Origin of the sequence: Streptosporangium sp. NPDC001681 (assembly GCF_040298085.1) — a bacterium.
GTDB lineage: Bacteria > Actinomycetota > Actinomycetes > Streptosporangiales > Streptosporangiaceae > Streptosporangium.
Genome location: NZ_JBEOZN010000012.1, coordinates 13386 through 37427, shown reverse-complemented (window position 1 = coordinate 37427; position 24042 = coordinate 13386). Strand labels below are relative to the sequence as shown.

Below are 24042 nucleotides of genomic sequence, written 5' to 3'. Positions count from 1 at the left end.
CGGGTCCACCAGGTTTGGCGTCAGACTCTAAACTGTGACCCGGGGGTCGGCGCCTTTCCCCTTCATGAGAGCGCCGCGGCAGGAGGGTTGCAGATGGCCAAGTTCACCGATCGGGGGCTCACGTTCGACGACGTGCTGCTGGTGCCCGCGTATTCGGACCTGCAACCCGGGGAGGCCGAGACCACCACGCGGCTGTCGCGGGGCATCACCCTGCGGATCCCGCTGATCTCCGCGGCGATGGACACGGTGACCGAGGCCCGCATGGCGGTGGCGATGGCGCGCCAGGGGGGCATCGGCATCCTGCACCGCAACCTGTCGATCGAGGACCAGGCCCAGCAGGCCGACCTCGTCAAGCGCTCCGAGGCCGGGATGGTCACCAACCCGGTCACCTGCTCTCCCGACGAGACGCTCGCCGACGTCGAGCGCCTCTGCGCCACCTACCGGATCTCCGGGGTGCCGGTGACCGACGCGAGCGGCGTGCTCGTCGGCATCGTCACCAACCGTGACATGCGCTTCGAGAGCGACCACAGCCGTCCGGTGCGCGAGGTCATGACCCCGATGCCGCTGGTCACCGCACCGGTCGGGGTCTCCACCGACGACGCGTTCGACCTGCTCAGGAAGAACAAGATCGAGAAGCTCCCGCTGGTCGACGCCGGGGGGCGGCTGCGCGGGCTCATCACCGTCAAGGACTTCACCAAGAGCGAGAAGTACCCGCTCTCGACCAAGGACGCCAACGGCCGGCTCGTCGTGGGGGCGGCCGTCGGCGTCGGCGGTGACGCGGATAAGCGGGCGAGCGCGCTGATCGAGGCCGGGGTCGACGTGATCGTGGTGGACGTCGCGCACGGCCACTCCAAGGGCCTCGCCGACATGATCGCCAAGATCAAGGCCAACAGCAAGGTCGACGTGATCGGCGGCAACATCGCCACTCGCGCGGGCGCCCAGATGCTGGTCGACGCGGGGGTCGACGCGGTCAAGGTCGGTGTCGGGCCCGGCTCCATCTGCACCACCCGGGTGGTCGCCGGCGTCGGTGCCCCGCAGGTGACGGCCATCCACGAGGCGTCCCTCGCCGCGGGCCCGGCCGGGGTTCCGGTGATCGGCGACGGCGGCCTGCAATATTCGGGTGACATCGTCAAGGCCATCGCGGCCGGGGCCGACTCGGTCATGCTCGGATCGCTCCTGGCGGGCTGCGAGGAGTCCCCGGGTGAATTGATCTTCATCAACGGCAAGCAGTTCAAGTCGTACCGGGGGATGGGCTCGCTCGGCGCGGTTCGCAACCGGGAGCGCGGCGGCGCCTCGTTCAGCAAGGACCGCTACGCCCAGGCCGATGTCGGCACCGAGGACAAGTTCATCCCCGAGGGCATCGAGGGGCAGGTCCCCTACCGCGGCCCGGTCGCCGCGGTGGCCCACCAGCTCGTCGGTGGCCTGCGTCAGGGCATGTGGTACTCCGGATGCCGCACGATCCCCGAGATGCACGTACGGTGCGAGCTGATGCCGATCACGTCGGCGGGCCTCAAGGAGAGCCACCCGCACGACATCCAGATGACGGTCGAGGCTCCCAACTACCACGGTCGCTAGAGCGGCGCGTACCGCGCACGCGTGAAAACGTGGCGTGCGCCATGCACGCCACGGAACGGAAAAGACAGACATATGACTCAGGTGGAGATCGGCCGCGGCAAGAACGGCCGTCGTGCCTACGCGCTCGACGATATCGGCATCGTTCCGTCCCGTCGTACCCGCGACCCGGAGGAGGTCTCGATCGCCTGGCAGATCGACGCCTACCGCTTCGAGCTGCCCGTCGTGGTGAGCCCGATGGACAGCGTGGTCTCGCCGAAGACCGCCATCGAGGTCGGCAGGCTCGGCGGTCTCGCCGTGCTCGACCTCGAAGGGCTGTGGACCCGGTACGAGGACCCGATGCCGCTGCTGCAGGAGGTGGCCGAGCTCAAGGGAGAGCCCGCCACCAGGCGGCTGCAGGAGATCTACAACGCGCCGATCAAGGAAGAGCTGATCGGCCGCCGCATCGAGGAGATCCGCGCGGCCGGGGTGGCCACGGCGGTCCGGCTCTCCCCGCAGCGCACGGTCCAGTACCACAAGGCGGTCATCGACGCGGGCGTGGACATCTTCGTGATCCGCGGCACCACGGTCTCCGCCGAGCACGTCTCCGGCAGGGCCGAGCCGCTCAACCTCAAGCAGTTCATCTACGAGCTCGACGTCCCCGTGGTCGTCGGGGGGTGCGCCACCTACACCGCGGCGCTGCACCTGATGCGGACCGGCGCGGCCGGGGTGCTCGTCGGCTTCGGCGGCGGCGCCTCGCACACCACCCGCACGGTGCTGGGCGTGGCGGTGCCGATGGCCACCGCGATCTCCGACGTGGCCGCCGCCCGCCGCGACTACATGGACGAGTCCGGCGGCCGTTACGTCCACGTCATCGCCGACGGCGGCATGGGCACCTCCGGCGACATCGCCAAGGCGATCGCGGTGGGCGCGGACGCGGTCATGGTCGGCTCGCCGCTGGCGAGGGCCGTCGAGGCCCCCGGCCAGGGCTTCCACTGGGGGTCGGAGGCGCAGCACCCCGAGCTGCCCAGGGGCAAGCGGGTCGAGTTCGGCACGATCGGCACGCTGGAGCAGATCCTGCACGGCCCCTCCTCGGTGGCCGACGGTTCGATGAACCTGATGGGCGCGCTCAAGCGCACGATGGCCACCGCCGGATACTCCGACCTCAAGGAGTTCCAGCGGGTCGAGGTGGTCGTCGCCCCGCAGGCCGGCTGAGATCTCGCGCGAACGCCCGGCCCGGTGGCCGGGCGTTCGTCGTTTCTCAGCTGTCACCGGTCGCCGAGCCTCGGCTGCGGGACCGCACCCGGCCTGCCGGGCAGATCCGGCCCACGCGGCGGGTCCGGCCTTCCGGCCGGATGGATCCGGGCGGTGGGGGGATTCAGCGGGGCTCGACGATCCAGGTGCCCCTGCGCATCACGCCGGAGACCTCCAGCTCCTCGGTGAGCACCACCAGGTCGGCCTGCTTGCCGACCGAGACGGACCCCAGGCGGTCGGCGAGGCCGAGCACCCTGGCGGGGGTCAGGGAGGCGATCTCGGACGCCTCGGCCAGCGACAGGCCCACCTCGCGCACGGCCCGCCGGAACGCGACGTCCATGGTCAGGGTGCTGCCGGCGATGGCGCCGCCCTCGGCCAGCCGGGCCACCCCGTCCACCACGTCCACCTTCATCGGGCCGAGCCCGTAGACGCCGTCGCCCATCCCGGCCGCCGCCATCGCGTCGGTGATCAGCGCGGTCCTGCCGGGACCGGCGACCTCGAAGGCCAGGCGGGTCATGGCCGGGTGCAGGTGCACGCCGTCGTTGATCAGCTCGACCGTGACGCGCTCGTCCTGGAGCAGTGCGGCGATCGGCCCCGGGTCGCGGTGGTGCAGCGGCGGCATCGCGTTGTAGAGATGGGTCGCGACGCTGCCGCCCGCCGCTATCCCGGCGATCGTCTGGGTGTAGGTGGCGTCGCTGTGGCCGAGGGCGGCGATCACGCCGCTCGCCGTCGCCTCCCGCACGGTGTCCAGCGCGCCGGGCAGTTCGGCGGCGATGGTGACCATTCGCACGTGGCCGCGCCCGGCCTTGATCAGTCCGGCGAGCTCCTGGGGCGAGGGGTCGCGGAGCAGCGCCGGGTTGTGCGCGCCGCACCGGGCCGCGGAGATGTAGGGGCCCTCGAAATGGATCCCGGCCAGCAGGCCGTCCTCGCACAGGTCGGCGAGGGCGGCGGCGGCCCCGGCCAGGTCGTCAAGGGAGGCGGTGACCAGGCTGGCCATCAGCGTGGTGGTGCCGTGCCGGGCGTGCAGCTCGATGGCCCGGCTCGCCTGCTCCGGGTCGCCGGTGGGAAAGGAACCGCCCGCCCCGCCGTGGTTGTGGATGTCCACGAAACCCGGCACGACATACCGGCCGCCCAGCCCGAGTCCTGGCCCCGGCGCGGAGCCCTGGCCCACATGCGTGATGCGGCCGTCCTCAATGGTGAGCCAGCCCCCGTGGACACCTTCGGGGGTCACGATGCGTGCGTCAGCGAGTGTGATGCTCATGGTCCCCATCCTCTCGGGTCCCCGGCAGAAGCCGCCCCCGACGCGACCGTGGGGTGCCGTCGGTTCGCCGGGCCCCTGATTTATCGACGATGAGAGAAAGGCTCTCCGCTGATAAGGTAGTCGGTCAGTAACGGCGGAACGGAGCATGACATGGCAGGCGAAGAAGACATCTCCGGGTGATACCGGATCCCATCGCCATCGGTGACGCGCCCATCGCGGGGCCGCCGATCGGTGATGTCTTCGTGTCCTGACCATTTCGCCGGGCGGTCCTCACCGTGCCGGCCGAACGCGGAAGCGATTCGATGTCCGACGCCCTGATCGTGGTTTCCAACCTGTCCTTTTCCTGGCCCGACGACACCCCGGTGTTCGAGGACCTCTCGTTCACCGTCCCCGCCGGGCACACCGGCCTGGTGGCGCCCAACGGCGCCGGCAAGAGCACGCTGCTCAGGCTGATCGCCGGTGAACTTCGCCCGGCCGCGGGCTCGGTCACGGTACGGGGGATGCCGGGCTACCTGCCCCAGACGCTGCCCCTGGTCGGCGACCTGACCGTGGCCGAGGTCCTGGGGATCGCCCCGGTGATCAGCGCGCTGGACGCCATCGAGTCCGGGGACGCGAGCGAGGAGCACTTCACCACCGTCGGCGACGACTGGGACATCGAGGAGCGCACCCGCGCCCAGCTGGACCGGCTCGGCCTCGGGGACGTCTCCCTCACCCGGCGCCTGCACACCCTCAGCGGTGGCCAGGTCGTCTCCCTCGGCCTGGCGGCACAGCTGCTGAAGCGGCCCGACGTGCTGCTGCTGGACGAGCCGACCAACAACCTCGACCTCGACGCGCGCAGAAGGCTCTACGACGTGCTCGCCGACTGGAACGGCTGCCTGCTGCTGGTCAGCCACGACCGGGCACTGCTCGACCGGATGGACCGCATCGCCGAGCTCGACCGGGGTGAGATCCGCTCCTACGGCGGGAACTTCACCTTCTACGAGGAGGCCGTGCGCGCCGCACGGGAGGTCGCCGAGAAGAACGTCCGCAATGCCGAGCAGGAGGTCAAACGGGAGAAGCGGGAGATGCAGCAGGCCCGCGAGCGGGCCGCGCGCCGGGCCGGCAACGCCGCCCGCACCCTCAAGGACGCCGGTCTGCCGAAGATCGTCTCCGGCAGGATGAAGCGGAACGCCCAGGAGTCGGCGGGGAAGGCGGACGAGACGCACGCCGCGCGGGTCAGCGGGGCCAGGGCCCGGCTCGACGAGGCGGGCCGCGCCCTGCGCGACGAGCAGAGGATCTCGCTGGAGCTGCCCGGGACCAACGTCCCGGCCGGCCGTATGGTCTTCCTCGGCGAGCGGATGCAGGTCCGTCACGGTGAGCGGGCCCTTTTCGCCGGGCAGGGGGCCGACCTGACGATCCGGGGACCCGAGCGGATCGCGTTGACCGGCCCCAACGGCGCCGGCAAGTCCACCCTGCTGCGGGTGATCAGCGGCGAGCTGGAGTCGGAGGGCGGCGGGACCAAGCGGGCCGACGGCCGGGTCGCCTACCTGTCCCAGCGGCTGGACCTGCTGGATCTGGACCGCACCGTGGCGGAGAACCTGGCCGCGTTCGCGCCGGGACTGCCGGAGGCGGAGCGGATGAACCTGCTCGCCCGCTTCCTGTTCCGGGGCTCCCGCGTTCACCTTCCGGTCGGGGTGCTCTCCGGTGGCGAGCGGCTGCGCGCCACCCTGGCCTGCGTCCTGTGCGCCGAACCGGCGCCCCGGCTGCTGCTGCTGGACGAGCCGACCAACAACCTCGACCTGGTCAGCGTCGCCCAGCTGGAAGGCGCCCTGCGCTCGTACGAGGGCGCCTTCGTGGTGGTCAGCCATGACGAGCGGTTCCTCGCCGAGATCGGCGTGAACCGCTGGCTACGCCTGTCCGAGGGCCGTCTGCTCGAAACGAGCGCCCCTGACGTGTGAGGTGACGTCTCGGGCTGGGGGGTGGACGGCGACCGTACGGCTGCGCGACGGCCAGGTCGTCACGGTCGACGGAACCCAGGGGGTTCTGGAGCTGTAACCCAGGTCTGTCAATACCTCGCAGGTCACCTCCTTGGTGGACTCCGTGCAGACGCGGCAGGCCGTTCCCGGGCGGAATCGTTGGAGGCATGCGACTATCCAGAGTCCAAATTGCGGCGTTGACCGCGTCCGTGCTCACGTTCATCGCCGCATTGGCCACCGGGGCGCTGCCCTCGCTGTCCTACACCACCGGGTTCGCGCCGCATTGGGTGACGGCCGCCGCCGCCCTGGCCGGTGCGGGCTTCGCCGTCTTCGAACGGCCGGTCGCCGTGGGCTGGCTCTCGTCGGTGCTATTGCTCTGGTCGGCGGGTGGGCTGGTGCTCGACTGCTTCCGCGCGTTCTTCGTGGTGACCGGGATACCGGCGGGGGAGTTCGCTCGGGTGGACGGGCCTGGGATGGCGGGACGGGCACTCAGTCTCGCTGCCACCGGGCTCGTCGGGGCGCTGGTGCTGCGGCGCACCCGGCTGCCGAGCGGGCCGTGGCTCGGTTACACGGCCTTCGCGCTCGGGTTCATCTATCCGACGGTCAAGCTGTACTGGTCGCTGGGCGGGTCGTTCCTGCGCCCCGCCGACTACTCCGAGGGATTTCCGTACGGCGAGTTGATCATGCTGGCCATCGGGGCGGTCGGATCGTTGGCCCTCGTTCAGGCGTGGGGGAGGCGGCTGTCGCGCGGGCTGGTGCTGTTCGGCGGTTGGACGGGGGCCGCTATGTTGAGCACCATGGGGAGCATGTCCGTGTTCGGCACCCTCTCGCAGCTCATGGGCGTGACCGACGGGCCGGTGCCGCTCGGTGACGCCTCAGCGGTCGTCATGGTCTCCTGCGTGTACGGGAGCTGGCTGCTGTTCGGGCTCGCGGTGGCCGGGGCCACCCTGGCCTACCAGCGGCAGACCGCCAGGGTGCTCGCGCGGTGATGCGGTGGGTGGCGGGGCCGCGGGCGTTCGACGCCGTGGCCGCGTTCGTGGTCGGGGTACCACTGTTCCTGCTCTCGGTCGTGGTGGCGGTGCTGTCGGTGCCGGGGGAGCGGGCGGCGATCCTGGTGGCGGCCTGCCTGCTGGCGCACGTGGCGTTCGCCTTCCGCCGGGACCTGCGCGCATTCCTCGTGATCGCCGTGGCGCTGGCCGTACAAGCAGTCGTGACCGGGCTCTTCATCGTCTTGCCGACCGTCGTGCTCTTCCCGCTCGCCCTCTACTCCTGCACCGCGTACGGCAGGTCGTACCTACCCGTGGTCGCGGGACTGGCGGGGGCGGGACTGGCGGCGGCCAGGTTCGCCACGGACTCCAGCGTCGCGGCCGCCCATCTGGGACCGAATCCGTGGATGCTGCTGGGTCTTCTGGTGGCCATTGTGGTGGCGGCCTGGGGGCTTGGCCTGTACCGCAGGACTCAGCTCGCCTACGTCAACCTCCTAAAGGAACAGGCCAGCGTGTCAGCCGCTCAGGCCACCCTGGCGGAACGGGCCAGGATCGCCCGCGAGATGCACGACGTGGTGGCCCACGCCCTGGCCGTCATCGTCGCCCAGGCCAGAGGTGGGCGACTGGTCCCCGACCGCGCCACCGAGGTGCTGGCCACGGTGGAGGAGACCGGACGCCAAGCGCTCACCGAGATGCGCGGCTTGGTCGGCGTGCTCCGCTCGGACACCGCCGTCGGCTCCGAGACCGGCGATCTGCGGCCGCAACCGGGGCTGGCCGAACTCCCGGAGCTGCTGGATCGGACTCGCGCGGCCGGGCTCGCGGTGACCATGACCACCTCCGGTACGGCGCGGCCGATCGGGCCGGGGGCGGAGCTGGCGCTCTACCGGGTGGTCCAGGAGGCGTTGACCAACACGCTCAAGCACGCGGGCGGCGGAGCGAGCTCGTCGGTCAGATTGTCGTGGACGCCGGTGAACCTGGAAGTGACCGTGGCGGACGACGGCCGGGCTCCCACGCCGACCGCGGGCACGGCGCCGGGCAACGGGCTGGCTGGGATGCGCGAGAGACTGTCGGCAGTCGGTGGCACGCTCTCCGCCGGAGCCGCAGGGGAGCGGGGCTTCGTGGTGACTGCCCGCTTGCCATACCAGAAGGGCGCAGTGTGACGATCCGGGTGTTCGTGGTGGACGATCAGGACCTCGTGCGTACCGGCACGATCATGGTCATCCAGGCTCAGGACGACATGACTGTCGTGGGGGAGGCGCGCGACGGCCTCGAGGCCCTGGCCAGGCTCGGGAAGGTCATCGCCGACGTGGTGCTCATGGACGTGCGGATGCCGCTCCTCGACGGTGTGGAGGCCACCCGCAGGCTCCTGGCCGGGGCCGGGCCCAAGGTCATCGTGCTCACTACGTTCGACCTGGACGAATACGCCTTCGCCGCGCTCCGTGCGGGCGCCTCGGGGTTCCTGCTCAAGGACGCGCCCGCCGAGGAGATCGTGGCCGCCGTCCGGACCGTGCACGAGGGTGACGCGGTCATCGCCCCCTCCACCACCCGGCGGCTGCTCGACCACGTCGCCCCCACCCTGCCGCTGCCGGCCGATCTGCCCATCCCCCTCACGGACCGCGAGCGGGAGGTCCTCCAGCACATCGCGCAGGGCGAGACGAACGCCGAGATCGCCGGGCGCCTCTTCCTCTCGGAGGGCACGGTCAAGACCCACGTCGGTCGCATCCTGGCCAAGCTCCAGCTCCGCGACCGCGTCCAGGCGGTCATCTGGGCCTACGAACATGGCCAGATCCCCCGCATATGAGCTCTGCACGGATCGCGGCCAGGTCCGGGAGAGTCAGTAGCGGCGGCTGGGGTCGATGCCTCGGGCCCCGGGGTTACCCCCTGGCGTCCATCGCCGGTGAGCCGGGAGAGCAATGGGGGTAGATAGGGCATTTTGCGAAAGCAAGATGTGGCAGTGTCCAGCTAATGTCCGGGATGCTAGTTTTTGATCACTTTGGTACCCGGCGCGCTGGAGACGAGACAGGTGGGCTTGCAGCCAGACACGGCCGAGCGGGCGAGCCTCCGGTCGGCGATCCCCAGGGCGATCCCCACGGCGCTCCGGCTGGCGGCACGGAGGCGGCACGTGATCGCCCTGACCGCCATGGTCGTCTCGGCCACCGGGGTCTACTGCCTGCTGGGGCTGGTCAGGTACGACCTGTTCCGGGCGACCAGCATGGACCTGACGCTGTTCGACCAGGCGGTGCGGGGTTTCGCCTCCTTCGGTGCCCCGACCAGCCCGGTACGCGGCGTCAACCTCGGTCTGGGCATGGACTTCGTGCAGCTGGGCGAGCACTTCTCACCGATCCTGGCGGTGCTGGCCCCGCTGTACTGGCTGCACGACGGCCCCGAGACGCTGATCGTGGCCCAGGCGGTGCTGTTCGCGCTGGCCATACCGCCGCTGTGGCTGTTCACCCGGCGGACGCTCGGCATCGGCCCCGCCTACCTGGTCGCCATCGCCTACGCGCTGTCCTGGCCGATCGCGAGGGCGGTGAACTTCGACTTCCACGAGGCCGCGTTCGCCCCGCTGCTCACCGCCCTCATGATCGAACGCTTCAGCGCCGGCAGGCACGGCCACACCGCGCTGGCGGCGGCGGCACTGCTACTGGTCAAGGAGGACATGGGGCTGATGCTCGTCGGGTTCGGCGGGTACGTACTGCTCCAGATGCGACGCCGGCACGGGGTCGTGTACGGGGTCATGTACATGGGGGTCGGTCTGGCGTACACCGGTCTCGTCCTCGCCATCCTCATCCCGTCCGTGGGCGGCGACTCCACCATGTACTGGGCGTACGGCCACCTCGGTGGCAACATGTCCGCGGTGGTCGTGCACGTCCTCAGCGACCCGCTGGGCGTCCTCGGCAGCCTCTTCAGCCCGCAGGTCAAGCTCGACACGCTGGCCTTCCTGCTGTGGCCGACCCTGCTGGCCTGCCTGTTCTCCCCGCTGACGCTGTTCGCCCTCCCCCAGTTGCTGGAGCGCATGCTCTCGGACCGAGCGCAGTGGTGGGTGACCGACTTCCACCACAGCGCCATCACGGTGGCCGTCCTGTTCTGCGCGGGAGTCGACGGAGCCGCCCGGGTGATCCGCTGGGCACGAGAGCGCGAACCCGGCCTGAGCGAGCGCGGCGCGTCGCTGCTCTGGGCGGCCGCCGTCTGCGCCGTCGCGCTCACCCTCGTCCCGCGATTCCCCTTCGACCAGCTCATCAGGCCCTCCTTCTACGAGAAACAGCCCGACGTGGTCGCGGCCGAGCAGGCGGTCGCGGCCGTACCCTCCGGCGTGGTCGTCGCGGCCGTCAACCATGTGGGCCCCCGCCTGTCCGCCCGCACCACCGTCCTGCTGTGGGAGGACAGACCCCCTACCGCCCCCTGGATCGTCGCCGACACCGCCCGCGCCGCCTACCCCTGGGCCTCACTCGACCGCCAACGCCAGCACATCGACGAACTGAGGAGCCAGGGCTACCGGGTCGTCTACGACCGCGAAGGCTACGTGGTCCTGCACCGCGCCTGATCTTCTGGATGTCGCCCCCGAGGGTCTCCGCTGAAGATCAGACACAATCGGAAGACCGGGTGGGCTCCGGTGACCGGAGCTTCAGGCCTGAGTGAAAGTCCGGCAGGCCGGATAGGGGGCCGGAGTTCGGGGAAAGGCTTGTTCGAGGGCCCGCTCAGCACCAGCCTGCCGGGCCGGAGCACTCACGTAGTGGGCAGTGGTGGTCAGGGTGTGGGGAACGCCCTCACCGCTTGGTGCCCCTTCTGTCGGACCGGACATCGAAACAGGTCACCGCTTGTGGTCATCGCGATCTCGCTGGGTGCGGCGTGCCTTCTCGGCCTCGGCTTCGTCGCACAGCAGCATGCGGCGTACCGCCAGCCCCTGGAGGACATGCTGCGCCTGCGCCTGTTGCTGCACCTCATCCGCACGCCGTTGTGGCTGGCCGGGATCGGGCTGATGCTCTGCGGCCAGATCCTCGGCGCCCTCGCGCTGCGGGAGGCGGACGTGGCGAAGGTGGTGCCGCTACTGGCGATGAACCTGCTGTTCGCGCTGACCGCGGCCCATGTCATCTACCAGGAGCCGTTCGGACGCATGCTACAGCTGGGCGCGGTGCTGGTGGGCGGAGGAGTGGCGCTGTTCCTGTACGGCGGTCGGCCCCATGGCGGGACTCTGCCTGGACCGGGTTCCATGCGGTGGCTGGCGGTGCTTTCGGTGATCGTGGTGGCGGGTGGGCTGGTCCTGTTCGGTCTGCGGCGTTCCCTGCATGTCAAGGCGATGTTGCTGGCGGCGGCCGCCGGGGTGCTGTACGGGCTGCAGGACGTGCTGACGCGCAGCTCCCTGCTCACGCTGAGCAACGGGCTGAACCCGGCCGGTACCTGGCAGCTGTACCTTCTGCCCTGCGTCGCCGTGGTGGGGCTGCTGCTCAACCAGAGCGCGTTCGACGCCGCCCCGCTCCGGATCTCGTTGCCGGCCACCACGGCCGCCGAGCCGATCACCGGGATCGTGCTGGGCGTGGCGATCTTCTCCGAGCGCCTGCGGGTCACTCCGGAGGCGCTCGCGGCGGTGGTGGCCGGCTTGATCGCGTTGGTGACCGGCATCGTCATCCTCGGCCGGTCCTCGTTTCTGGCCAAGCCGACGCGGAATGCTCCTCGGCGCCCGGACGGGGAGCGGCAGTGATCCCCACCCCCCGCGAATCGGCCGAGAACCCTTGTGAGGGTGGTACCGCCAACGCCATACGCTGAGAAGCCGGCTAAAGATCTCAATCAGCTGAGGGCTCAGCGCGCCTCTTCTTGCTGCAGGCGCTTGAAGAGGTCTGGGTAGGCACGCTGAAGTAGATCTCGTACCTGCCGCTCCAGTTCGGGAACATTCACCGTGGCGGCGCTGTGCACGATCTTCCAGTCGACGCTGAAGTATCGGTGGACCACGTTGTTACGCAGCCCTCTGATCAGCTTCCATGGGATCTCAGGGGTGGAGGCTCGGGTCTCGTCCGAGATTCCTCCGACGGCCTCACCGATGATGGAGAGCTGCCAGATGACCGCATCGCGGCGCATCGAGTCAGTGGCCCACACCTCGGGTGAGACACCTTCGAGGTAGGAGGCGATCTTCCTGGCGGCTTCCACGATGTCCACCAGGTAAAGGCCCTCACGCTGCATACAGCACCTGGGCGTCATCGAGGACCTGGTCCCGGATGACCCAGTGGAGGCCTTCCTTGGAGACCACGTCGACCTTGCGGCCGAGTAGATCTTCCAGCTCCTCCTGGAAACCGAAGAACTCGATCCCGATGTCACTGTCCGGCCTCAGGACGTAGAGGAGGTCGACGTCGCTCCCCTCGTGATCCTCGCCACGAGCAACCGATCCGAAAACAGCCAACTCGGCAATACCGTATTTCTCGCACAGTCTGACCAAATGCGTATAAACGGCCGTGAAGTCAACACTCATGACACCTCCCACGTCCCATGCTGCCATCTCGGTCGCGTCGCCGCATGCTCTGGCCCTCTTGGGCCGATCTGATTCGGGTCCAGCGAGCCCTGCCTCTCCATAAGATCACCAAGCTGTGCGCCGAGAGCTGATCTTCAAGGCCCTGGCCGGTCCCGGACCGTTCTCGGGACCGGCCAGTCATCTTCAGTCGATGCCTCTCCAGGTCGGCCCGCTCAATCTCCTGGATGTCGATTCCAGAGGCTTCTGAAAAACGGGGGTCAGTCGAACTCGCCGCTCCGCACGCTGCGCAGGAAGGTGGTCCACTGGGTCGGGGTGAGGGCCAGGGCCGGACCGGAGGGGTTCTTGCTGTCGCGGATGCCTCGGTGGCCGTCGGGCAGTTTCGCGACTTCCACGCAGTCGCCGCCGTTGTCGCCGGACAGCGAGGACTTGCGCCACGCGGCCGTGCCGAGTTCCCTGGTTACGTCGTCCATTGCTTCCTCGTCTCCCTGATCAGGTCGGATGAGGCTCGCTGCGTCTGGGCCTCACCGTGGATCGTCTCGTATCTTGCGGTGATCTCCGCCACCTCGTCGGGATCACCGGTCACCTGGGCATACACGGAGGACTCGGCGTAGGCCATCTCGGGCATGTTCCGGCCGCGCGCGATCGCGAACGCTCCCATGAGCCCCGTGGTGTTCCATGAGTCGCGGGGGAGCACCTGAACGGTCACGCGCGGGCGTTCCGCCATCGCGAGAAGATGATCCATCTGTCCGGCCATCACCGCCTTGTTACCGACCGGGCGGGTGAGGACGCCTTCGTCCAGAACTACCCATAGCATGGGCGGGTCTTCCCGGTCGAGGATGTGTTGCCTGTCTATCCGTGCGGCCAGGCTTGTCTCCACCCGGTCGTGGGTGACACCCGGCTTGCCGCTGAGGAGCGCCCGCGCGTAGTCCGCTGTCTGGAGCAGGCCGGGAACGATCAGCGGTTGCCAGGTTCGCAGCGCGTCGGCGCTCTGTTCGATCTCCACCCAGCGCCGGAACCAGGTCGGCAGGCGGGTGGCCTGCTCGTTCGCCTTCCGCCAGGCCGACAGCAGCGCACCACCGGCGTTGAGAACCTCGTCGACCTTGCTCGCGAACTCCTCCTTGGCGGCACGTTCGCCCCGCTCGATCATGCTGATCTGGGAAACCGACCATCCCAGTATGGCGGCCAGGTCTTTTTGTCGCATTCCAGCGGCTGTGCGGTATTCACGAAGTAGTGCCCCAAATTGCAGGCTAGGTGCAATCAAAGGCTCTTGGTCCGCGGTTCTCTCGGTCATGCTCCTCCCGTCATCGCACAGGGAATGCACAGCGAGCGTGCAGCGCCGTGCGGTGTTCGTGCGTTGATTGTGTGGTGAATCGACTACCGGCAGTAGTCATTGTTTGGGATGGTCGATGGACAAGTCAACAGGTGGCGGATTTCCGGTCAACATATTCAGTGGGAGCCGCCACGCCGGTGCGGACACCGGGGCGAAAGGCCACAATCATGCAATCGGAGTCAAAGAAACTCGGAGAAGTCTTCCTGCCGCGTACGGCCGAACCGGTTTCCCGCGCTCGGGGCGTGGTGGGTGAACTGCTCGGTGTCGACCATCACGCTTATGAATCCGTGCGACTGGTCGTCTCCGAGCTGACCACCAACGCCTTCAAGCACGCCGATCGGGGTCAGGTCGATGAGTCGATCCGGCTCGCCCTGTTCCGGTGCGGCTCGATCATCCGGATAGAGGTCACCGACCAGGGGGCCATGTTCGACGCGCCACGCCGTGAGGCTCCCCGTACGGCGATCCAGAACGCCAGGGCCGAGTTCGGGCGCGGCCTGATGATCGTTGACGAGCTGTCGCAGGGCAATTGGGGGAGCTGCGACCACGGCCGGGGCCGAGGGCGAACCGTCTGGTGTGAGTTGCCCGCCGACCCCCTCTCCGAGCATCCCGACACCGCCGATCAGTTTTCCTCCGGCTCCGCTGCACCGGTCACGACCATCGGTTAATCGAAAACCACTGGTTAACCACATAGAGCCGCCCCCGGCAGGAAAGCTGAATGCGACCTTCCCCCTATCGGTGTGTTCCGCCGCTCTCACTCCCCGACGAGAGTCCTGCCGGGGGCCGACCGGCTGCTGTTTGAACGTGATAACGGTTTTATACGATTCCGATCACATATTTCTTGAACCACTCGGAATGCATCCCATCTCCACGATGAAGGGAGAAGGGGTGTTCGCCAACACGGCGGAAGCATCGGCCCTTTTCGGTCGGCAGTCGAAATTCGAGCCGACCTGAAGATGGCTGACGATCAGCCCAATGAAGCGGGTCCGCCCGGCGCTGGAGACGTACAGACGGACCCTTGATCAGGAAGAGACCCTGACCCATGACAGAGAGTAGAGCTCCCCGGGTGATCCGGATGCGTTGGAGCAAGGATCGCCCACCGTTGCCGCTCGGCTGCCGGTGGTGCGGTCACGCCCCCTACGCTCACGAGGCGCGCAGCCTGCCGCACCGCCGTGACCACCTGTGGGAGCAGCCCACACCCGCGCAGGTTCACGCCCGGATGACCGCGCGGCGGCGTCTTGGCCTGTGCGGTTCGTTGCCGGCCGCGGTGTCGACGCGACCGTTGAAGGTCTCCCCGCCCGCTGCTCCGCAGGCCAGGCTCGGACGGCACGCGCGACCGACAACGGCCGCAGCCCCAGGTCGGGGGCGCTCGCCCGATCTCACCGCTCCACGCGGACGACGAGGGGGCGCGACATGAGGGCGACTTCAGGACGGCACAGGGCCGGCGCGCCCATCGTCAGGGGGCGTCCCGGCCGGTGGGACGACGCGCAGCGGGCGGCAGCCGCTCAGCTCGACCAGCTGGAACCCGCCTGGACCGTCATGTACGGGGTGGGCAGCCGCCGATTCATCGCGATGGCGGAGTGGAACGCCCCTCATGCCATCAGGGTGGAGGCCGCCAACGTCGACGAACTGCACCGGCGAATGCGGGAGTCCGAGCTGGAGCAGTTGTCAGGTTGACCTGCGAATCCGCTGGGAGTTCGATGGAAAGCCATCCTCTGCGGGCTCACTCAAGGGGCAGGTCCTGCTGCTCTCGGTGAGCAAGGACGTCCGGCTGTTTGGTTGATCCGTCACCACAGTGCTTTTGTCGGAGACGATGTCTAGTGTCCGGCCCATGACAAGTGCGACGCAGGCGTACAGTTACGCCGCGCCTTCCAGTTTGGTAGACGGGCGTCTGGGGTTGTCGACGTCCGGTGGCAGAGCACTCAGCGGCCCCGCTCTCGCGCCCAGGTTCTTCAGCGGGATGGTGACGCAGGCGGCGCCCGCGGCCGCGGCCCTGCTGGGCATAGCCGACGTGGCCCTCACCCGCTACCACCAGCCGCGTCCGGGGTGGACCCGCGACCCGGTCGTGACGTGCGGCGGTGACCGGCTCCGGTTCGAGTCGTTCTCCGCCTGCGGCGGGGTCTACGCCCGGCTCGACGTGCTCGACGGTGCCCTGGACGGCGAGGTGTTCGACAGGGGGACGACCAACGTCGACGTCAACGGGCCGCTCCGCGAGGCGCTGGCCAGGGTGGGCGCGCGCGACCCGCTCCACCTCGGCGTCGGCGCCGACGAGCTGACGGTGACGACGCTCGACGGCGCGGTGGTGGAGAAGAAGGTGCCGCTGCCCGAGCGGTGGCTGCGGGGCTTCGCCGAGGTGCAGGTGATCGCGGCGGGTATGGACCTGAGGGCCGAGCTGGCGGGTATGAGCGCGGTGCGGTTCCTGCGCTCCCTGCCCAAGCGGGCGACGGCCGATCTCTGGGTCGTTCCCGCGGGCCGTGATCTGCGGGTCGGTGACCGGCCCGGCGCGGGAGCGGTGTGCCTGTCCGGCGTGGGACGCCTGGCGACGCTGCTGCCCCTGCTCCGCTTCGCCAAGAGCCTCAGGGTGTACGGTCCGGCCGAGACCGGCGACGCCGCGTCGAGCGCATGGGAGCTCGAACTGCCGGGGATGCGCTACACGCTCGCCCTGTCGCCGCAGCGCTGGCGCGGCTTCTCCGGAGAGGGCGCGGTGCTGGCCGATCTCGCGACCGACGAGGCCGAGGCCGACGCCGATCTGGTGGGCATGCTGCTCAATTTCGAGCCCGAGGTGGAGATCGGCCTGCTGGCCGACCGTGCCGGTCTGTCCACCACGCGGGTCCGCGCCGCGCTCACCCAGCTCGGTACGGCCGGCCGGGTCGGCTACGACCTGGCCGAGGCCGCGCACTTCCACCGCGAGCTGCCCTATGACAGGGAGCACGTGCAGCACCTCAACCCCCGGCTGACCGCCGCGAGGGCGCTGGTCGAGGCCGGTGCCGTACAGATCGCCGGTGACTCGGCGCGGGTGCGGACCGAGGGCGGAGTGCGCGAGGTCGGTCTGGCCGAGGGGTCGTGCACCTGCCCGTGGTGGTGGGACCATCGCGGCTCGCGCGGGCCGTGCAAACACGTGCTGGCCGCCAGGATCGTCGCCCGTACCGCCGTTGAGGTGGCCCCGTGACCGCCTGGCAGGAGGTGCGTGACCTCGTCACCGAGCGCTAGACCAGCGCCTGCGCGACCAGCTCCGTTGACCGCGGTCCGGCCGTTCGCCCCCGTGAACGGCCGGACCGGCCGCGCTTGTCCACCTACCTGGGGAACAGAGCGTCAGCGGCTGATTTCCATGAGGGCGAGGTAGCCGTCCTCCAGGGTCGGTTCGGCCGGGCGGGCGTAGGGGTCGGGTGCGGTGGGGGCGATGAGGCGGTAGCGCATTCCGGTGCCCTCGGGGACGGCGGCCACGACCCTGCCGTGCGAGGGGGCGGGGCCGGGGGTGGTCAGGGTCCACACCCGGTGGTTGGCCTGGGAGACCAGTTCGCCGACGTTCCCGGTGAAGGCGAGGCGTCCCTTGGTGAGCACCGCGAGGTAGCGGCAGGTCTGGGCCACGTCCTCGACGATGTGCGTGCTGAGCAGGACCGTGCGGTCGCCGGCGAGCTGGGAGAGCAGGGTGCGGAAGCGGATTCGCTCCTCGGGGTCCAGGCCGGTGGTCGGTTCGTCCACGATGAGCAGGCGGGGGTCGGCGAGCAGTGCCTGGGCGATGCCGGCCCGGCGCAGCATGCCGCCGGAGTAGCCCTTGAGCCTGCGGTCGGCGTCCTGGGTGAGCGCGACCACTTCGAGCAGTTCGCCGATCCGGCGTCGCCGGGCGGGGCGGGAGTCGATCCCCTTGAGCAGGGCGATGTAGTCCAGGAACTGCCGCGCGGTCAGGTCGGGGTAGACGCCCAGGTCCTGGGGGAGATAGCCGAGCGTCCGCTGGACGGCGAGGCGTCCGTCGGGGGTGGCGATGTCGTGGCCGCCGATGCGGACCGTCCCCGAGGTGGGCTTGAGCAGCCCGGCCAGGATGCGCATGAGCGTGGTCTTGCCCGCCCCGTTGGAGCCGAGCAGACCGTACATACCGGTCGGCACGTCGAGGTCGAGCCCGTCGAGGGCGTGCACGCCGCCTCGGTAGGTCTTGGTCAGGCGGGAGATCTCGATGCGCATGTCAGGACTCCGTCCGGGTGGCGTGGAGACGGGCGAGGGAGAGGACGAAGACCGCGAGCACGAGCATCACGCTGATCCACAGGAGGGCGACGGCCGCGCCGGCCTCGGGCCGCAGGAAGTTCAGCGAGGCTTCGAAAGCGGGGCCGTAGGTGTAGTAGTCGGGGGCCGCGAGGTCGCCCGGTGGTAGCGGTGCCGGCCGGTAGCCGAGGAGACCGTAGGCCACGTACTGGCTGTTGGGCGAGAGGAGGGTGTCGGCCAGGGTGGGCATCATACTGGGGGGGATGAGGTTCCCCCAGTACCAGTAGACGACGAACAGCACCTGGAACAGCATCGGCGGCATCAGTAGCGGACCGGCCAGGCCGAGCGCCCCCACGAAGAGCAGCGCGGGGACGATGGTCGTCACGAAGACCACCACCGCCCAGCCCAATGCGGAGGGCTCGCCCTTGACGATCGCGTAGACCACGGCCCGGCCGAAATAGGCGAGCGCGAACGGTACGGCGGTGGCCGCGCATGTGCCGAGATACTTGCCGATCAACCGGGTGGTGTGACCGGTCGGGGTCGCGTCCAGGACCCCGACGACGCCGAGCCGCCGGTCACGGACGAGCCGATCGGCGAGCAGGCATCCGTAGACGATGGGCAGCAGGGTCATGAGCAGGTCGGCCGACACGATCATGGCCGTCGTCGGGTCGTCCCTGTCGGCGCCCCGCTGCAGATCCACATACGCCGGGTTGAGGGTGATGACGATCACCGCGTAGGTCAGCCCGTAGACGATCCACAGGACGCGGCGGCGGATCTGCATGCGGAACTCGTAGCGGAAGGTCGCGATCATGCGGCCTCACCTCCGAGGATCCGTTCGGCGTCGCCGAGCAGCGGCCAGGCCGCGGCGGCGAGCAGCGAAGCGGTCGCCAGCAGAGTCAGCCGGTTGAGCAGCCAGTCGCCGGGCACTGTCCCGTACGTGGTGGCGAACATGTGGAGCAGCCGGAGCATCAGGTTCTCCTGGAAGAGATATGCGAGCATGTGTTCGAACAACCAGACGAACGAGATGATCGCGGTGGCGGCGGAGGCGCTGCGGAGCGTGGCCGAGGCGAGCAGGCCCAGGGCCGTCAGCCAGAGCATGGGGGACAGCCAGGCGAGCTGCCCGGCCAGGCCGTGGGACGCGGCGGGCAGCAGGTCCCACCAGCCGGTGACGATCAGCAGCGCCGAGGCGATCAGGGCGCAGAGGGCCGTCCACCCGACCATCACGGCCAGGCGGCGCAGCAGGGTCGAGCGGTATCCCCTGGGCAGGGTGAGCTGCAGCTCCACCGCGCGGTCCCGGCCGATCAGCGAGGCGGCGGCGATGCCGGCCAGGAGCGGGACCCCCGTTTCCAGGATTGTCATCAGGAACAGCACGGTGTTCCCCTCCCGGGACCCGAGCCGCGTGCCGAAGGCGACGAGAAGCACGATGAGCAGGACGAGGACCGGTGGGGCCAGCAGGGCCGCGGGACCGGCCCTTTTTATCTCGTGCGACCAGAGGTCGAGTGATCTCATGACCGGTGAGTTGCGCGGGCGCGCCGGATCGGTTCACCCATGCCCGCGGCGATCACGGCGGCGAGCATCAGGGCCAGGGCCAGGCCGACCGTGGCAGGGCTGGTCGTCCAGAAGTTCCGGAAGCCGTCCGGTACGGGCACGTCGGTGGCGGTCAGCGCGTAGAGGGCCCACACCGCCAGCCCGCTCCCCATCGCGCCGCCGGGGTTCCAGCACACCGACAACAGCAGGCTGAGCCCCGCGAGCGCCGCCATGGGCCCCAGCCACGCCATGATCAGTGACGCCAGCCCGACGGGGGCGGCGTTCAGCGGTGCCAGCACCGCCGAGGCGAGCAGCGCCAGGAGCAGGTCGTAGCCGAATACCAGCGTCATCCGGGCCAGTATGAGGACGCGCGATGACGTCGGTGTGACGGCGACCAGTTCGAAGGCGTCGTCATGCTCGGGGCCGCACGATCCGGCGACACCGGCCATGGCGATCAGCGGGGCGGCGAGGGCGAGCATGAACTCCGCGCGATTTCCAGTTCCAGTGCTCTCGGCCAGGATGAAGATCACGCTGACCACCATGATCAGTGCGGAGGCCAGCCAGATCGCCGGATTCAGCAGCCGGGCCTCCATCGCCAGCAGGGCCCACGCCCTGTGCAGCCCCCGTACGGCCGCTGCCACGTGTGGTGACGAGGTCCTCCGCGATGGCGGTGGCCGCCGTGAGGGCTCCGGCGCGGCCGGAGTCTCCAGGCCGTCGAGGGCGGCCCTCATCAGGGCGGCGCGCACGATCTCGGGGCCGGGCGGAGGCGGGATACCGTCGCGGATCTCCCGCAGTTCGGGCCAGTCGTGGATTTCCGCGAACTCGGGTCGGCCATGGACTCCCGGAGTCTCGGGTTGGTCGTGGATCTTTGGCGGTTCGGGCCGCTTGTGGGGTTCTGCCGGCTCAGGACGGTTGTTCATCGAGGCACCCCCTCAGGGTCGCTCGGGCGTGGTGCAGGCGGCTTTTCACCGTGCCGACCGGGATTTCCAGCACTTCGGCGATCTCCCGGTGGCTCAGGTCGTCGAGGAAGGCGAGCACTACCACCTCGCGTTGGGCCAGTGGCAGCCGGGCCAGCGCCGCCCGCACCCGGTCGTCGCCCACGGCCAGCTCCTCGGGGCCCGGCAGCGGATCGGCCCCGTCGGACGGTTCGGCCGCCAGGGGAGGCGGGACGCCGCGGAGCCGGTTGTGTGCCTGCCTGCGCGCCACCCCGAACAGCCAGGTGCTGACGCTGGAGCGGCTCTGGTAGGTGCCCGCCGAGCGCCACACGGCCAGCAGCGTGTCCTGGAGGATCTCCTCGGCCGTGCCCCGATCCCCGGCGAGCCGGTAGATGAAGGCGAACAGCGGCCTGGCGTACCGCTCGTACAGCTCGGTCAGCGCGCCCGCGTCGCCGTCGGCCACCCTGGCCAGCACGCGGGTGTCGTCCTCCCGGGTGTCGGCACGTCGGCGCGCGGCGCCGAACCAGCGCGGTGCCATCCTCTCGGTTCCCCCGTCCACGCCAGGTGGGTAGCGTCGGCCTCGCCTCGGGGTTCAATCGATCTTTGAGGATCGTTTTCCCAATGTAAATGGGGATATAGCGTGAATCTCGTCCGCCGCTTCCTACTGGTCAGTAATGGTGCCTAGGGTAGATGGGTAGATATACCGCGTAAGGCGACAAGTCGCACCCCAGGGGGTTGCAAATGACGGCGCGAATGGGCACCGCACGGCTCGGTCCTGCCGAGCGGTCCGCCGCACTGGCGCAGCTGAGCGCCGAGGAACTCGACGTGGTGGTGATCGGAGGCGGAGTCGTCGGAGCGGGGGTCGCGCTGGACGCGGCGACCCGGGGGTTGTCGGTCGGGCTGCTGGAGGCGCGCGACTTCGCCTCGGGCACCTCGTCCAGATCCTCCAAGCTCATCCACGGGGGGTTGCGCTACCTGGAACAGCTCAACTTCGAGCTGGTCAGGGAGGCGCTCCAGGAGCGGGCCCTGCTGCTGCAACGGATCGCCCCGCACCTGGTGCGGCCGGTGCCCTTCCTGTTCCCGCTCAAGCACACCGGCTGGGAGCGGCCCTATGTCGGCGCGGGCCTGGTGCTGTACGACACGATGGGCTTCTCCGCCGGCCTCACCCGGGGCGTGCCCGGCCATCGGCACCTGTCGCGTACCAGGGCGTTGCGGCTCGCGCCCGCGCTGCGGAAGTCGGTGTTCTCCGGCGCGGTGCAGTACTGGGACGCCCAGGTCGACGACGCCCGCTACGTCATGACCATGCTGCGGACCGCGTCCACGTACGGGGCCAACGTCGCCTCGCGGGCGCAGGTGGTGGGCTTTCTCCGCGAGGGGGAGCGGGTCACCGGCGTCCGGGTGCGTGATCTGGAGAGCGGCCGTGAGCTGGACGTGCGGGCCCGCCAGGTGGTCAACGCCACCGGCGTGTGGACCGACGACATCCAGGAGTTGGTCGGCGGGCGCGGGCAGATCCACGTGCGCGCCTCCAAGGGCATCCACCTGGTGGTACCGCGCGACCGGATCCACTCGCTCACCGGGATCATCCTGCGCACCGAGAAGTCGGTGCTGTTCGTCATCCCCTGGGGTCGTCACTGGATCATCGGCACCACCGACACCGCGTGGGAGCTGGACCGGGCACACCCGGCGGCGTCGCGGTCGGACATCGACTACATCCTCGACCATGTGAACGAGGTGCTCTCGGTCCCGCTCACCCACGAGGACGTCGAGGGCGTCTACGCGGGGCTGCGCCCGCTGCTGTCGGGGGAGTCCGAGGAGACCTCCAAGCTCTCCCGCGAGCACGTGGTGGCGCACCCGGTCCCGGGGCTGGTCATGGTGGCCGGAGGGAAATACACGACATATCGCGTTATGGCGAAGGATGCGGTGGACGCGGTGGCGCACGGTCTGGACCAGCGGGTCCCGCCCTCCTGCACCGACCGCGTCCCGCTGGCCGGGGCCGAGGGCTACCAGGCGCTGTGGAACTCCAGGCAGCGGCTGGCCCACTCCTCCGGGCTGCACGTGGCCAGGATCGAGCACCTGCTCCAGCGGTACGGCTCGATGATCGACGAGGTGCTGGAGTTGATCGAGCGGGACCCGTCGCTGGCCAAACCGCTGACCGGAGCGGACGACTACCTCCGGGCGGAGGTGGTCTATGCGGCCACCCACGAGGGGGCCAGGCATGTGAACGACGTGCTGACCCGGCGCACGCACATCTCGATCGAGACCTTCCACCGTGGCGTGGCCGTGGTCGAGGAGGCCGCCCAGCTGCTCGCCGGGCCGCTGGGCTGGGACGACGAGCAGATCAAGCGCGAGGTGGGCTACTACACCAAGCGCGTCGAGTCGGAGCGCCTCTCCCAGGAGCAGGACACCGACCAGGAGGCCGACGCCATCCGCCTCGGCGCTCCGGAGATCGTCCCGGTGGCCGGACCGGACGTCCAGCCGGTCCAGCCGATCTAAGCCGGTGTGACCGTCCGGACCGGACGTCCAGCCGGTCCAGCCGATCTAAGCCGGTGTGACCGTCCGGAGCGCGCCCCAAACCCGTGCCACGGCTCCATGAACCATGCGGTCGTACGAGCCGTACGGGGGCGTACGGGGCGCGGTCGGCCGCACGGCGCGGCCGTTGCGGTCACCGCCGGACGACCTCCTAACGTGATCCGCGTCACAGTCCAACCGGATGAGAACCCGCGGCGGCCCCGTCGGCTACTCACCGAGTAGATCCCGAAACGACAAGGGATCACCAGGGCCATACGGGCCGGGAAGACTTGGCGAAGGAGCCACCGTGAACAAGAAAATGATCGCCGTGATCGTCGGGGCGAGCCTGACGGTCGGGGTTTTCGGACTGGGCGCCGGCGGCGCGTTCGCCAGCGACAAGGTCGGCGCGACCGGCAAGGTCGTAGCCGAGGCGGCGCCGCAGCCGCCGAAGGGTGTCAGGGCGGTCGTCCAGATCAGCCCCAACCCCGCCAAGCCAGGCGAGGAGCTGACGATCACCGGTCACTGCGGCGGAGGCGAGAAGCTTAAGGAGGTCTTCGACACCTCCAAGCTGGGCGAGGCCAAGCCGATCCTGAAGAAGGAGATCAAGCCGCTCCTGAAGAACATCCGCATCATCGACGACAACCCGAAGGGATTCACGGCGAAGGCGACCCTCACCACTGAGATCGGCAACGGCGTCGGTCCCGTCTTCGTCGAGTGCGGCGGCAAGGGCGGCCACGAGGCCGGCGTGACCCTCCTGCTCACCCAGGTTTCCCGCACGGGTTCGTGAGCAGGGGACAGACCATGAGTTCGTTGGGCTCGTTGCGACCTATGTAGCCCAAGGACCCGGGCCTGTCCGTCGGCGCTCCGGCTTCTTCGAGGGGTGATCCGTCGCGGCCCGCCCGTGAGGACGAACCTTCGCGAGCGGGCCGCAGTCGTTCACACCACCGCGTCAGATCGAGTCGGTCAATCAGACCTTGAAGGGCCGACTCGATCTGGAACGCCACGGTGGTCGTACTCCTGAGGGAATGATCGTTCACATCCCCCGGTTGGACTCGACCACCTAACCCCGCATTCCGCACGTGA

General features: G+C 69.5%; 23 protein-coding genes and 1 pseudogene. 14 read left to right on the top strand and 10 right to left on the bottom strand.

All coding sequences use genetic code 11. The annotated features are described in order from the left end of the window. The first annotated feature begins 93 nt into the window (after nt 1-93). Together guaB and ABT130_RS07950 are read left to right on the top strand one after the other, a co-directional pair. Nucleotides 94-1575 carry an IMP dehydrogenase gene (gene guaB / locus ABT130_RS07955; protein ID WP_350911449.1) on the top strand — a complete coding sequence of 494 codons (1482 nt, stop codon included), beginning with the start codon at nt 94-96 and terminating at the stop codon, nt 1573-1575. A gap of 72 nt (nt 1576-1647) precedes the next feature. Beyond that, nucleotides 1648-2766, top strand: a complete 1119-nt coding sequence (locus ABT130_RS07950; protein ID WP_350911451.1) for a GuaB3 family IMP dehydrogenase-related protein — start codon at nt 1648-1650, stop codon at nt 2764-2766. Nucleotides 2767-2929: 163 nt separating this feature from the next. Here ABT130_RS07950 and nagA read toward each other — a convergent pair whose 3' ends face one another. Further along, nucleotides 2930-4066, bottom strand: coding sequence for an N-acetylglucosamine-6-phosphate deacetylase (nagA, locus tag ABT130_RS07945; RefSeq protein WP_350911453.1), 1137 nt, complete (start codon nt 4064-4066; stop codon nt 2930-2932). A gap of 302 nt (nt 4067-4368) precedes the next feature. Between nagA and abc-f the strand changes: the two genes are divergently transcribed. From abc-f to ABT130_RS07915, 6 genes are all read left to right on the top strand, one after another. Then, a complete protein-coding gene (gene abc-f / locus ABT130_RS07940; protein ID WP_350953820.1) occupies nt 4369-6003 on the top strand; it encodes a ribosomal protection-like ABC-F family protein in 1635 nt (544 codons plus the stop codon). 215 nt (nt 6004-6218) lie between these two features. Next, nucleotides 6219-7010, top strand: a complete 792-nt coding sequence (locus ABT130_RS07935) for a hypothetical protein (protein WP_350953818.1) — start codon at nt 6219-6221, stop codon at nt 7008-7010. After that, nucleotides 7010-8167 (top strand): sensor histidine kinase, encoded by a 1158-nt coding sequence (locus tag ABT130_RS07930; RefSeq protein ID WP_350953887.1) that lies wholly within the window; start codon nt 7010-7012, stop codon nt 8165-8167. The genes ABT130_RS07935 and ABT130_RS07930 overlap by 1 nt, the downstream gene beginning before the upstream one ends. Continuing rightward, a complete protein-coding gene (locus tag ABT130_RS07925) occupies nt 8164-8808 on the top strand; it encodes a response regulator (protein ID WP_350953816.1) in 645 nt (214 codons plus the stop codon). The genes ABT130_RS07930 and ABT130_RS07925 overlap by 4 nt, the downstream gene beginning before the upstream one ends. Before the next feature lie 222 nt (nt 8809-9030). Next, nucleotides 9031-10548, top strand: a complete 1518-nt coding sequence (locus ABT130_RS07920; RefSeq protein ID WP_350953813.1) for a DUF2079 domain-containing protein — start codon at nt 9031-9033, stop codon at nt 10546-10548. A gap of 69 nt (nt 10549-10617) precedes the next feature. Next, nucleotides 10618-11703 (top strand): DMT family transporter, encoded by a 1086-nt coding sequence (locus ABT130_RS07915; RefSeq protein WP_451935668.1) that lies wholly within the window; start codon nt 10618-10620, stop codon nt 11701-11703. 98 nt (nt 11704-11801) lie between these two features. Here ABT130_RS07915 and ABT130_RS07910 read toward each other — a convergent pair whose 3' ends face one another. The 4 genes from ABT130_RS07910 to ABT130_RS07895 all read right to left on the bottom strand — a co-directional run bounded on the left by ABT130_RS07910 (nt 11802) and on the right by ABT130_RS07895 (nt 13756). After that, complete coding sequence (locus tag ABT130_RS07910) at nt 11802-12179, bottom strand: HepT-like ribonuclease domain-containing protein (protein ID WP_350953809.1); 378 nt, start codon at nt 12177-12179, stop codon at nt 11802-11804. Continuing rightward, nucleotides 12169-12465: a nucleotidyltransferase family protein gene (locus tag ABT130_RS07905; RefSeq protein WP_350953807.1), complete on the bottom strand. Its 297-nt coding sequence runs from the start codon at nt 12463-12465 to the stop codon at nt 12169-12171. Before ABT130_RS07905 ends, ABT130_RS07910 begins: the two co-directional genes overlap by 11 nt. 257 nt (nt 12466-12722) lie before the next feature. Next, nucleotides 12723-12935 carry a DUF397 domain-containing protein gene (locus ABT130_RS07900; RefSeq protein WP_350953805.1) on the bottom strand — a complete coding sequence of 71 codons (213 nt, stop codon included), beginning with the start codon at nt 12933-12935 and terminating at the stop codon, nt 12723-12725. Beyond that, nucleotides 12923-13756, bottom strand: a complete 834-nt coding sequence (locus ABT130_RS07895) for a helix-turn-helix domain-containing protein (RefSeq protein ID WP_350953804.1) — start codon at nt 13754-13756, stop codon at nt 12923-12925. Before ABT130_RS07895 ends, ABT130_RS07900 begins: the two co-directional genes overlap by 13 nt. A gap of 206 nt (nt 13757-13962) precedes the next feature. Between ABT130_RS07895 and ABT130_RS07890 the strand changes: the two genes are divergently transcribed. From ABT130_RS07890 to ABT130_RS07880, 3 genes are all read left to right on the top strand, one after another. Next, nucleotides 13963-14460, top strand: coding sequence for an ATP-binding protein (locus ABT130_RS07890; protein WP_350953802.1), 498 nt, complete (start codon nt 13963-13965; stop codon nt 14458-14460). A 745-nt stretch (nt 14461-15205) separates the two neighbouring features. Beyond that, a complete protein-coding gene (locus tag ABT130_RS07885) occupies nt 15206-15469 on the top strand; it encodes a hypothetical protein (protein ID WP_350953800.1) in 264 nt (87 codons plus the stop codon). Nucleotides 15470-15623: 154 nt separating this feature from the next. Beyond that, entirely contained in the window at nt 15624-16961 is a 1338-nt protein-coding gene (locus ABT130_RS07880; RefSeq protein ID WP_350953798.1) for an SWIM zinc finger family protein, read from the top strand. Nucleotides 16962-17104: 143 nt separating this feature from the next. Here the strand turns inward: ABT130_RS07880 and ABT130_RS07875 are convergent, their stop codons facing one another. Genes ABT130_RS07875 through ABT130_RS07855 form a run of 5 tightly spaced genes read right to left on the bottom strand, consistent with a single transcriptional unit; the run spans nt 17105 to nt 21010 of the window. Continuing rightward, complete coding sequence (locus tag ABT130_RS07875; RefSeq protein ID WP_350953796.1) at nt 17105-17971, bottom strand: ABC transporter ATP-binding protein; 867 nt, start codon at nt 17969-17971, stop codon at nt 17105-17107. A 1-nt stretch (nt 17972) separates the two neighbouring features. Then, on the bottom strand, nt 17973-18800 hold the full coding sequence (locus ABT130_RS07870; RefSeq protein WP_350953794.1) for an ABC transporter permease: 828 nt from the start codon (nt 18798-18800) through the stop codon (nt 17973-17975). After that, nucleotides 18797-19498, bottom strand: coding sequence for a hypothetical protein (locus ABT130_RS07865; protein ID WP_350953792.1), 702 nt, complete (start codon nt 19496-19498; stop codon nt 18797-18799). Before ABT130_RS07865 ends, ABT130_RS07870 begins: the two co-directional genes overlap by 4 nt. After that, nucleotides 19495-20436, bottom strand: a complete 942-nt coding sequence (locus ABT130_RS07860; protein WP_350953790.1) for a hypothetical protein — start codon at nt 20434-20436, stop codon at nt 19495-19497. The genes ABT130_RS07865 and ABT130_RS07860 overlap by 4 nt, the downstream gene beginning before the upstream one ends. Beyond that, nucleotides 20420-21010 carry an RNA polymerase sigma factor gene (locus ABT130_RS07855; RefSeq protein ID WP_350953788.1) on the bottom strand — a complete coding sequence of 197 codons (591 nt, stop codon included), beginning with the start codon at nt 21008-21010 and terminating at the stop codon, nt 20420-20422. The genes ABT130_RS07860 and ABT130_RS07855 overlap by 17 nt, the downstream gene beginning before the upstream one ends. Before the next feature lie 182 nt (nt 21011-21192). On the opposite strand from ABT130_RS07855, the gene ABT130_RS07850 reads away from it, so the two are divergent. From ABT130_RS07850 to ABT130_RS47745, 3 genes and pseudogenes are all read left to right on the top strand, one after another. Further along, nucleotides 21193-22944: a glycerol-3-phosphate dehydrogenase/oxidase gene (locus ABT130_RS07850; RefSeq protein WP_350953786.1), complete on the top strand. Its 1752-nt coding sequence runs from the start codon at nt 21193-21195 to the stop codon at nt 22942-22944. A gap of 322 nt (nt 22945-23266) precedes the next feature. After that, nucleotides 23267-23746, top strand: a complete 480-nt coding sequence (locus tag ABT130_RS07845) for a hypothetical protein (protein WP_350953784.1) — start codon at nt 23267-23269, stop codon at nt 23744-23746. A gap of 104 nt (nt 23747-23850) precedes the next feature. Beyond that, nucleotides 23851-23999: pseudogene (locus ABT130_RS47745) on the top strand (IS982 family transposase); the annotation flags it as partial. Between the last annotated feature and the right edge of the window lie 43 nt (nt 24000-24042).

Excerpts from the sequence above, each read along its gene's own strand:
- guaB (WP_350911449.1), top strand. The coding sequence starts at position 94 with ATGGCCAAGTTCACCGATCGGGGGCTCACGTTCGACGACGTGCTGCTG.
- ABT130_RS07950 (WP_350911451.1), top strand. The coding sequence starts at position 1,648 with ATGACTCAGGTGGAGATCGGCCGCGGCAAGAACGGCCGTCGTGCCTAC.
- nagA (WP_350911453.1), bottom strand. The coding sequence starts at position 4,066 with ATGAGCATCACACTCGCTGACGCACGCATCGTGACCCCCGAAGGTGTC.
- abc-f (WP_350953820.1), top strand. The coding sequence starts at position 4,369 with ATGTCCGACGCCCTGATCGTGGTTTCCAACCTGTCCTTTTCCTGGCCC.
- ABT130_RS07930 (WP_350953887.1), top strand. The coding sequence starts at position 7,010 with ATGCGGTGGGTGGCGGGGCCGCGGGCGTTCGACGCCGTGGCCGCGTTC.
- ABT130_RS07910 (WP_350953809.1), bottom strand. The coding sequence starts at position 12,179 with ATGCAGCGTGAGGGCCTTTACCTGGTGGACATCGTGGAAGCCGCCAGG.
- ABT130_RS07905 (WP_350953807.1), bottom strand. The coding sequence starts at position 12,465 with ATGAGTGTTGACTTCACGGCCGTTTATACGCATTTGGTCAGACTGTGC.
- ABT130_RS07900 (WP_350953805.1), bottom strand. The coding sequence starts at position 12,935 with ATGGACGACGTAACCAGGGAACTCGGCACGGCCGCGTGGCGCAAGTCC.
- ABT130_RS07895 (WP_350953804.1), bottom strand. The coding sequence starts at position 13,756 with ATGACCGAGAGAACCGCGGACCAAGAGCCTTTGATTGCACCTAGCCTG.
- ABT130_RS07890 (WP_350953802.1), top strand. The coding sequence starts at position 13,963 with ATGCAATCGGAGTCAAAGAAACTCGGAGAAGTCTTCCTGCCGCGTACG.
- ABT130_RS07885 (WP_350953800.1), top strand. The coding sequence starts at position 15,206 with ATGAGGGCGACTTCAGGACGGCACAGGGCCGGCGCGCCCATCGTCAGG.
- ABT130_RS07880 (WP_350953798.1), top strand. The coding sequence starts at position 15,624 with ATGACAAGTGCGACGCAGGCGTACAGTTACGCCGCGCCTTCCAGTTTG.
- ABT130_RS07875 (WP_350953796.1), bottom strand. The coding sequence starts at position 17,971 with ATGCGCATCGAGATCTCCCGCCTGACCAAGACCTACCGAGGCGGCGTG.
- ABT130_RS07870 (WP_350953794.1), bottom strand. The coding sequence starts at position 18,800 with ATGATCGCGACCTTCCGCTACGAGTTCCGCATGCAGATCCGCCGCCGC.
- ABT130_RS07865 (WP_350953792.1), bottom strand. The coding sequence starts at position 19,498 with ATGAGATCACTCGACCTCTGGTCGCACGAGATAAAAAGGGCCGGTCCC.
- ABT130_RS07860 (WP_350953790.1), bottom strand. The coding sequence starts at position 20,436 with ATGAACAACCGTCCTGAGCCGGCAGAACCCCACAAGCGGCCCGAACCG.
- ABT130_RS07850 (WP_350953786.1), top strand. The coding sequence starts at position 21,193 with ATGACGGCGCGAATGGGCACCGCACGGCTCGGTCCTGCCGAGCGGTCC.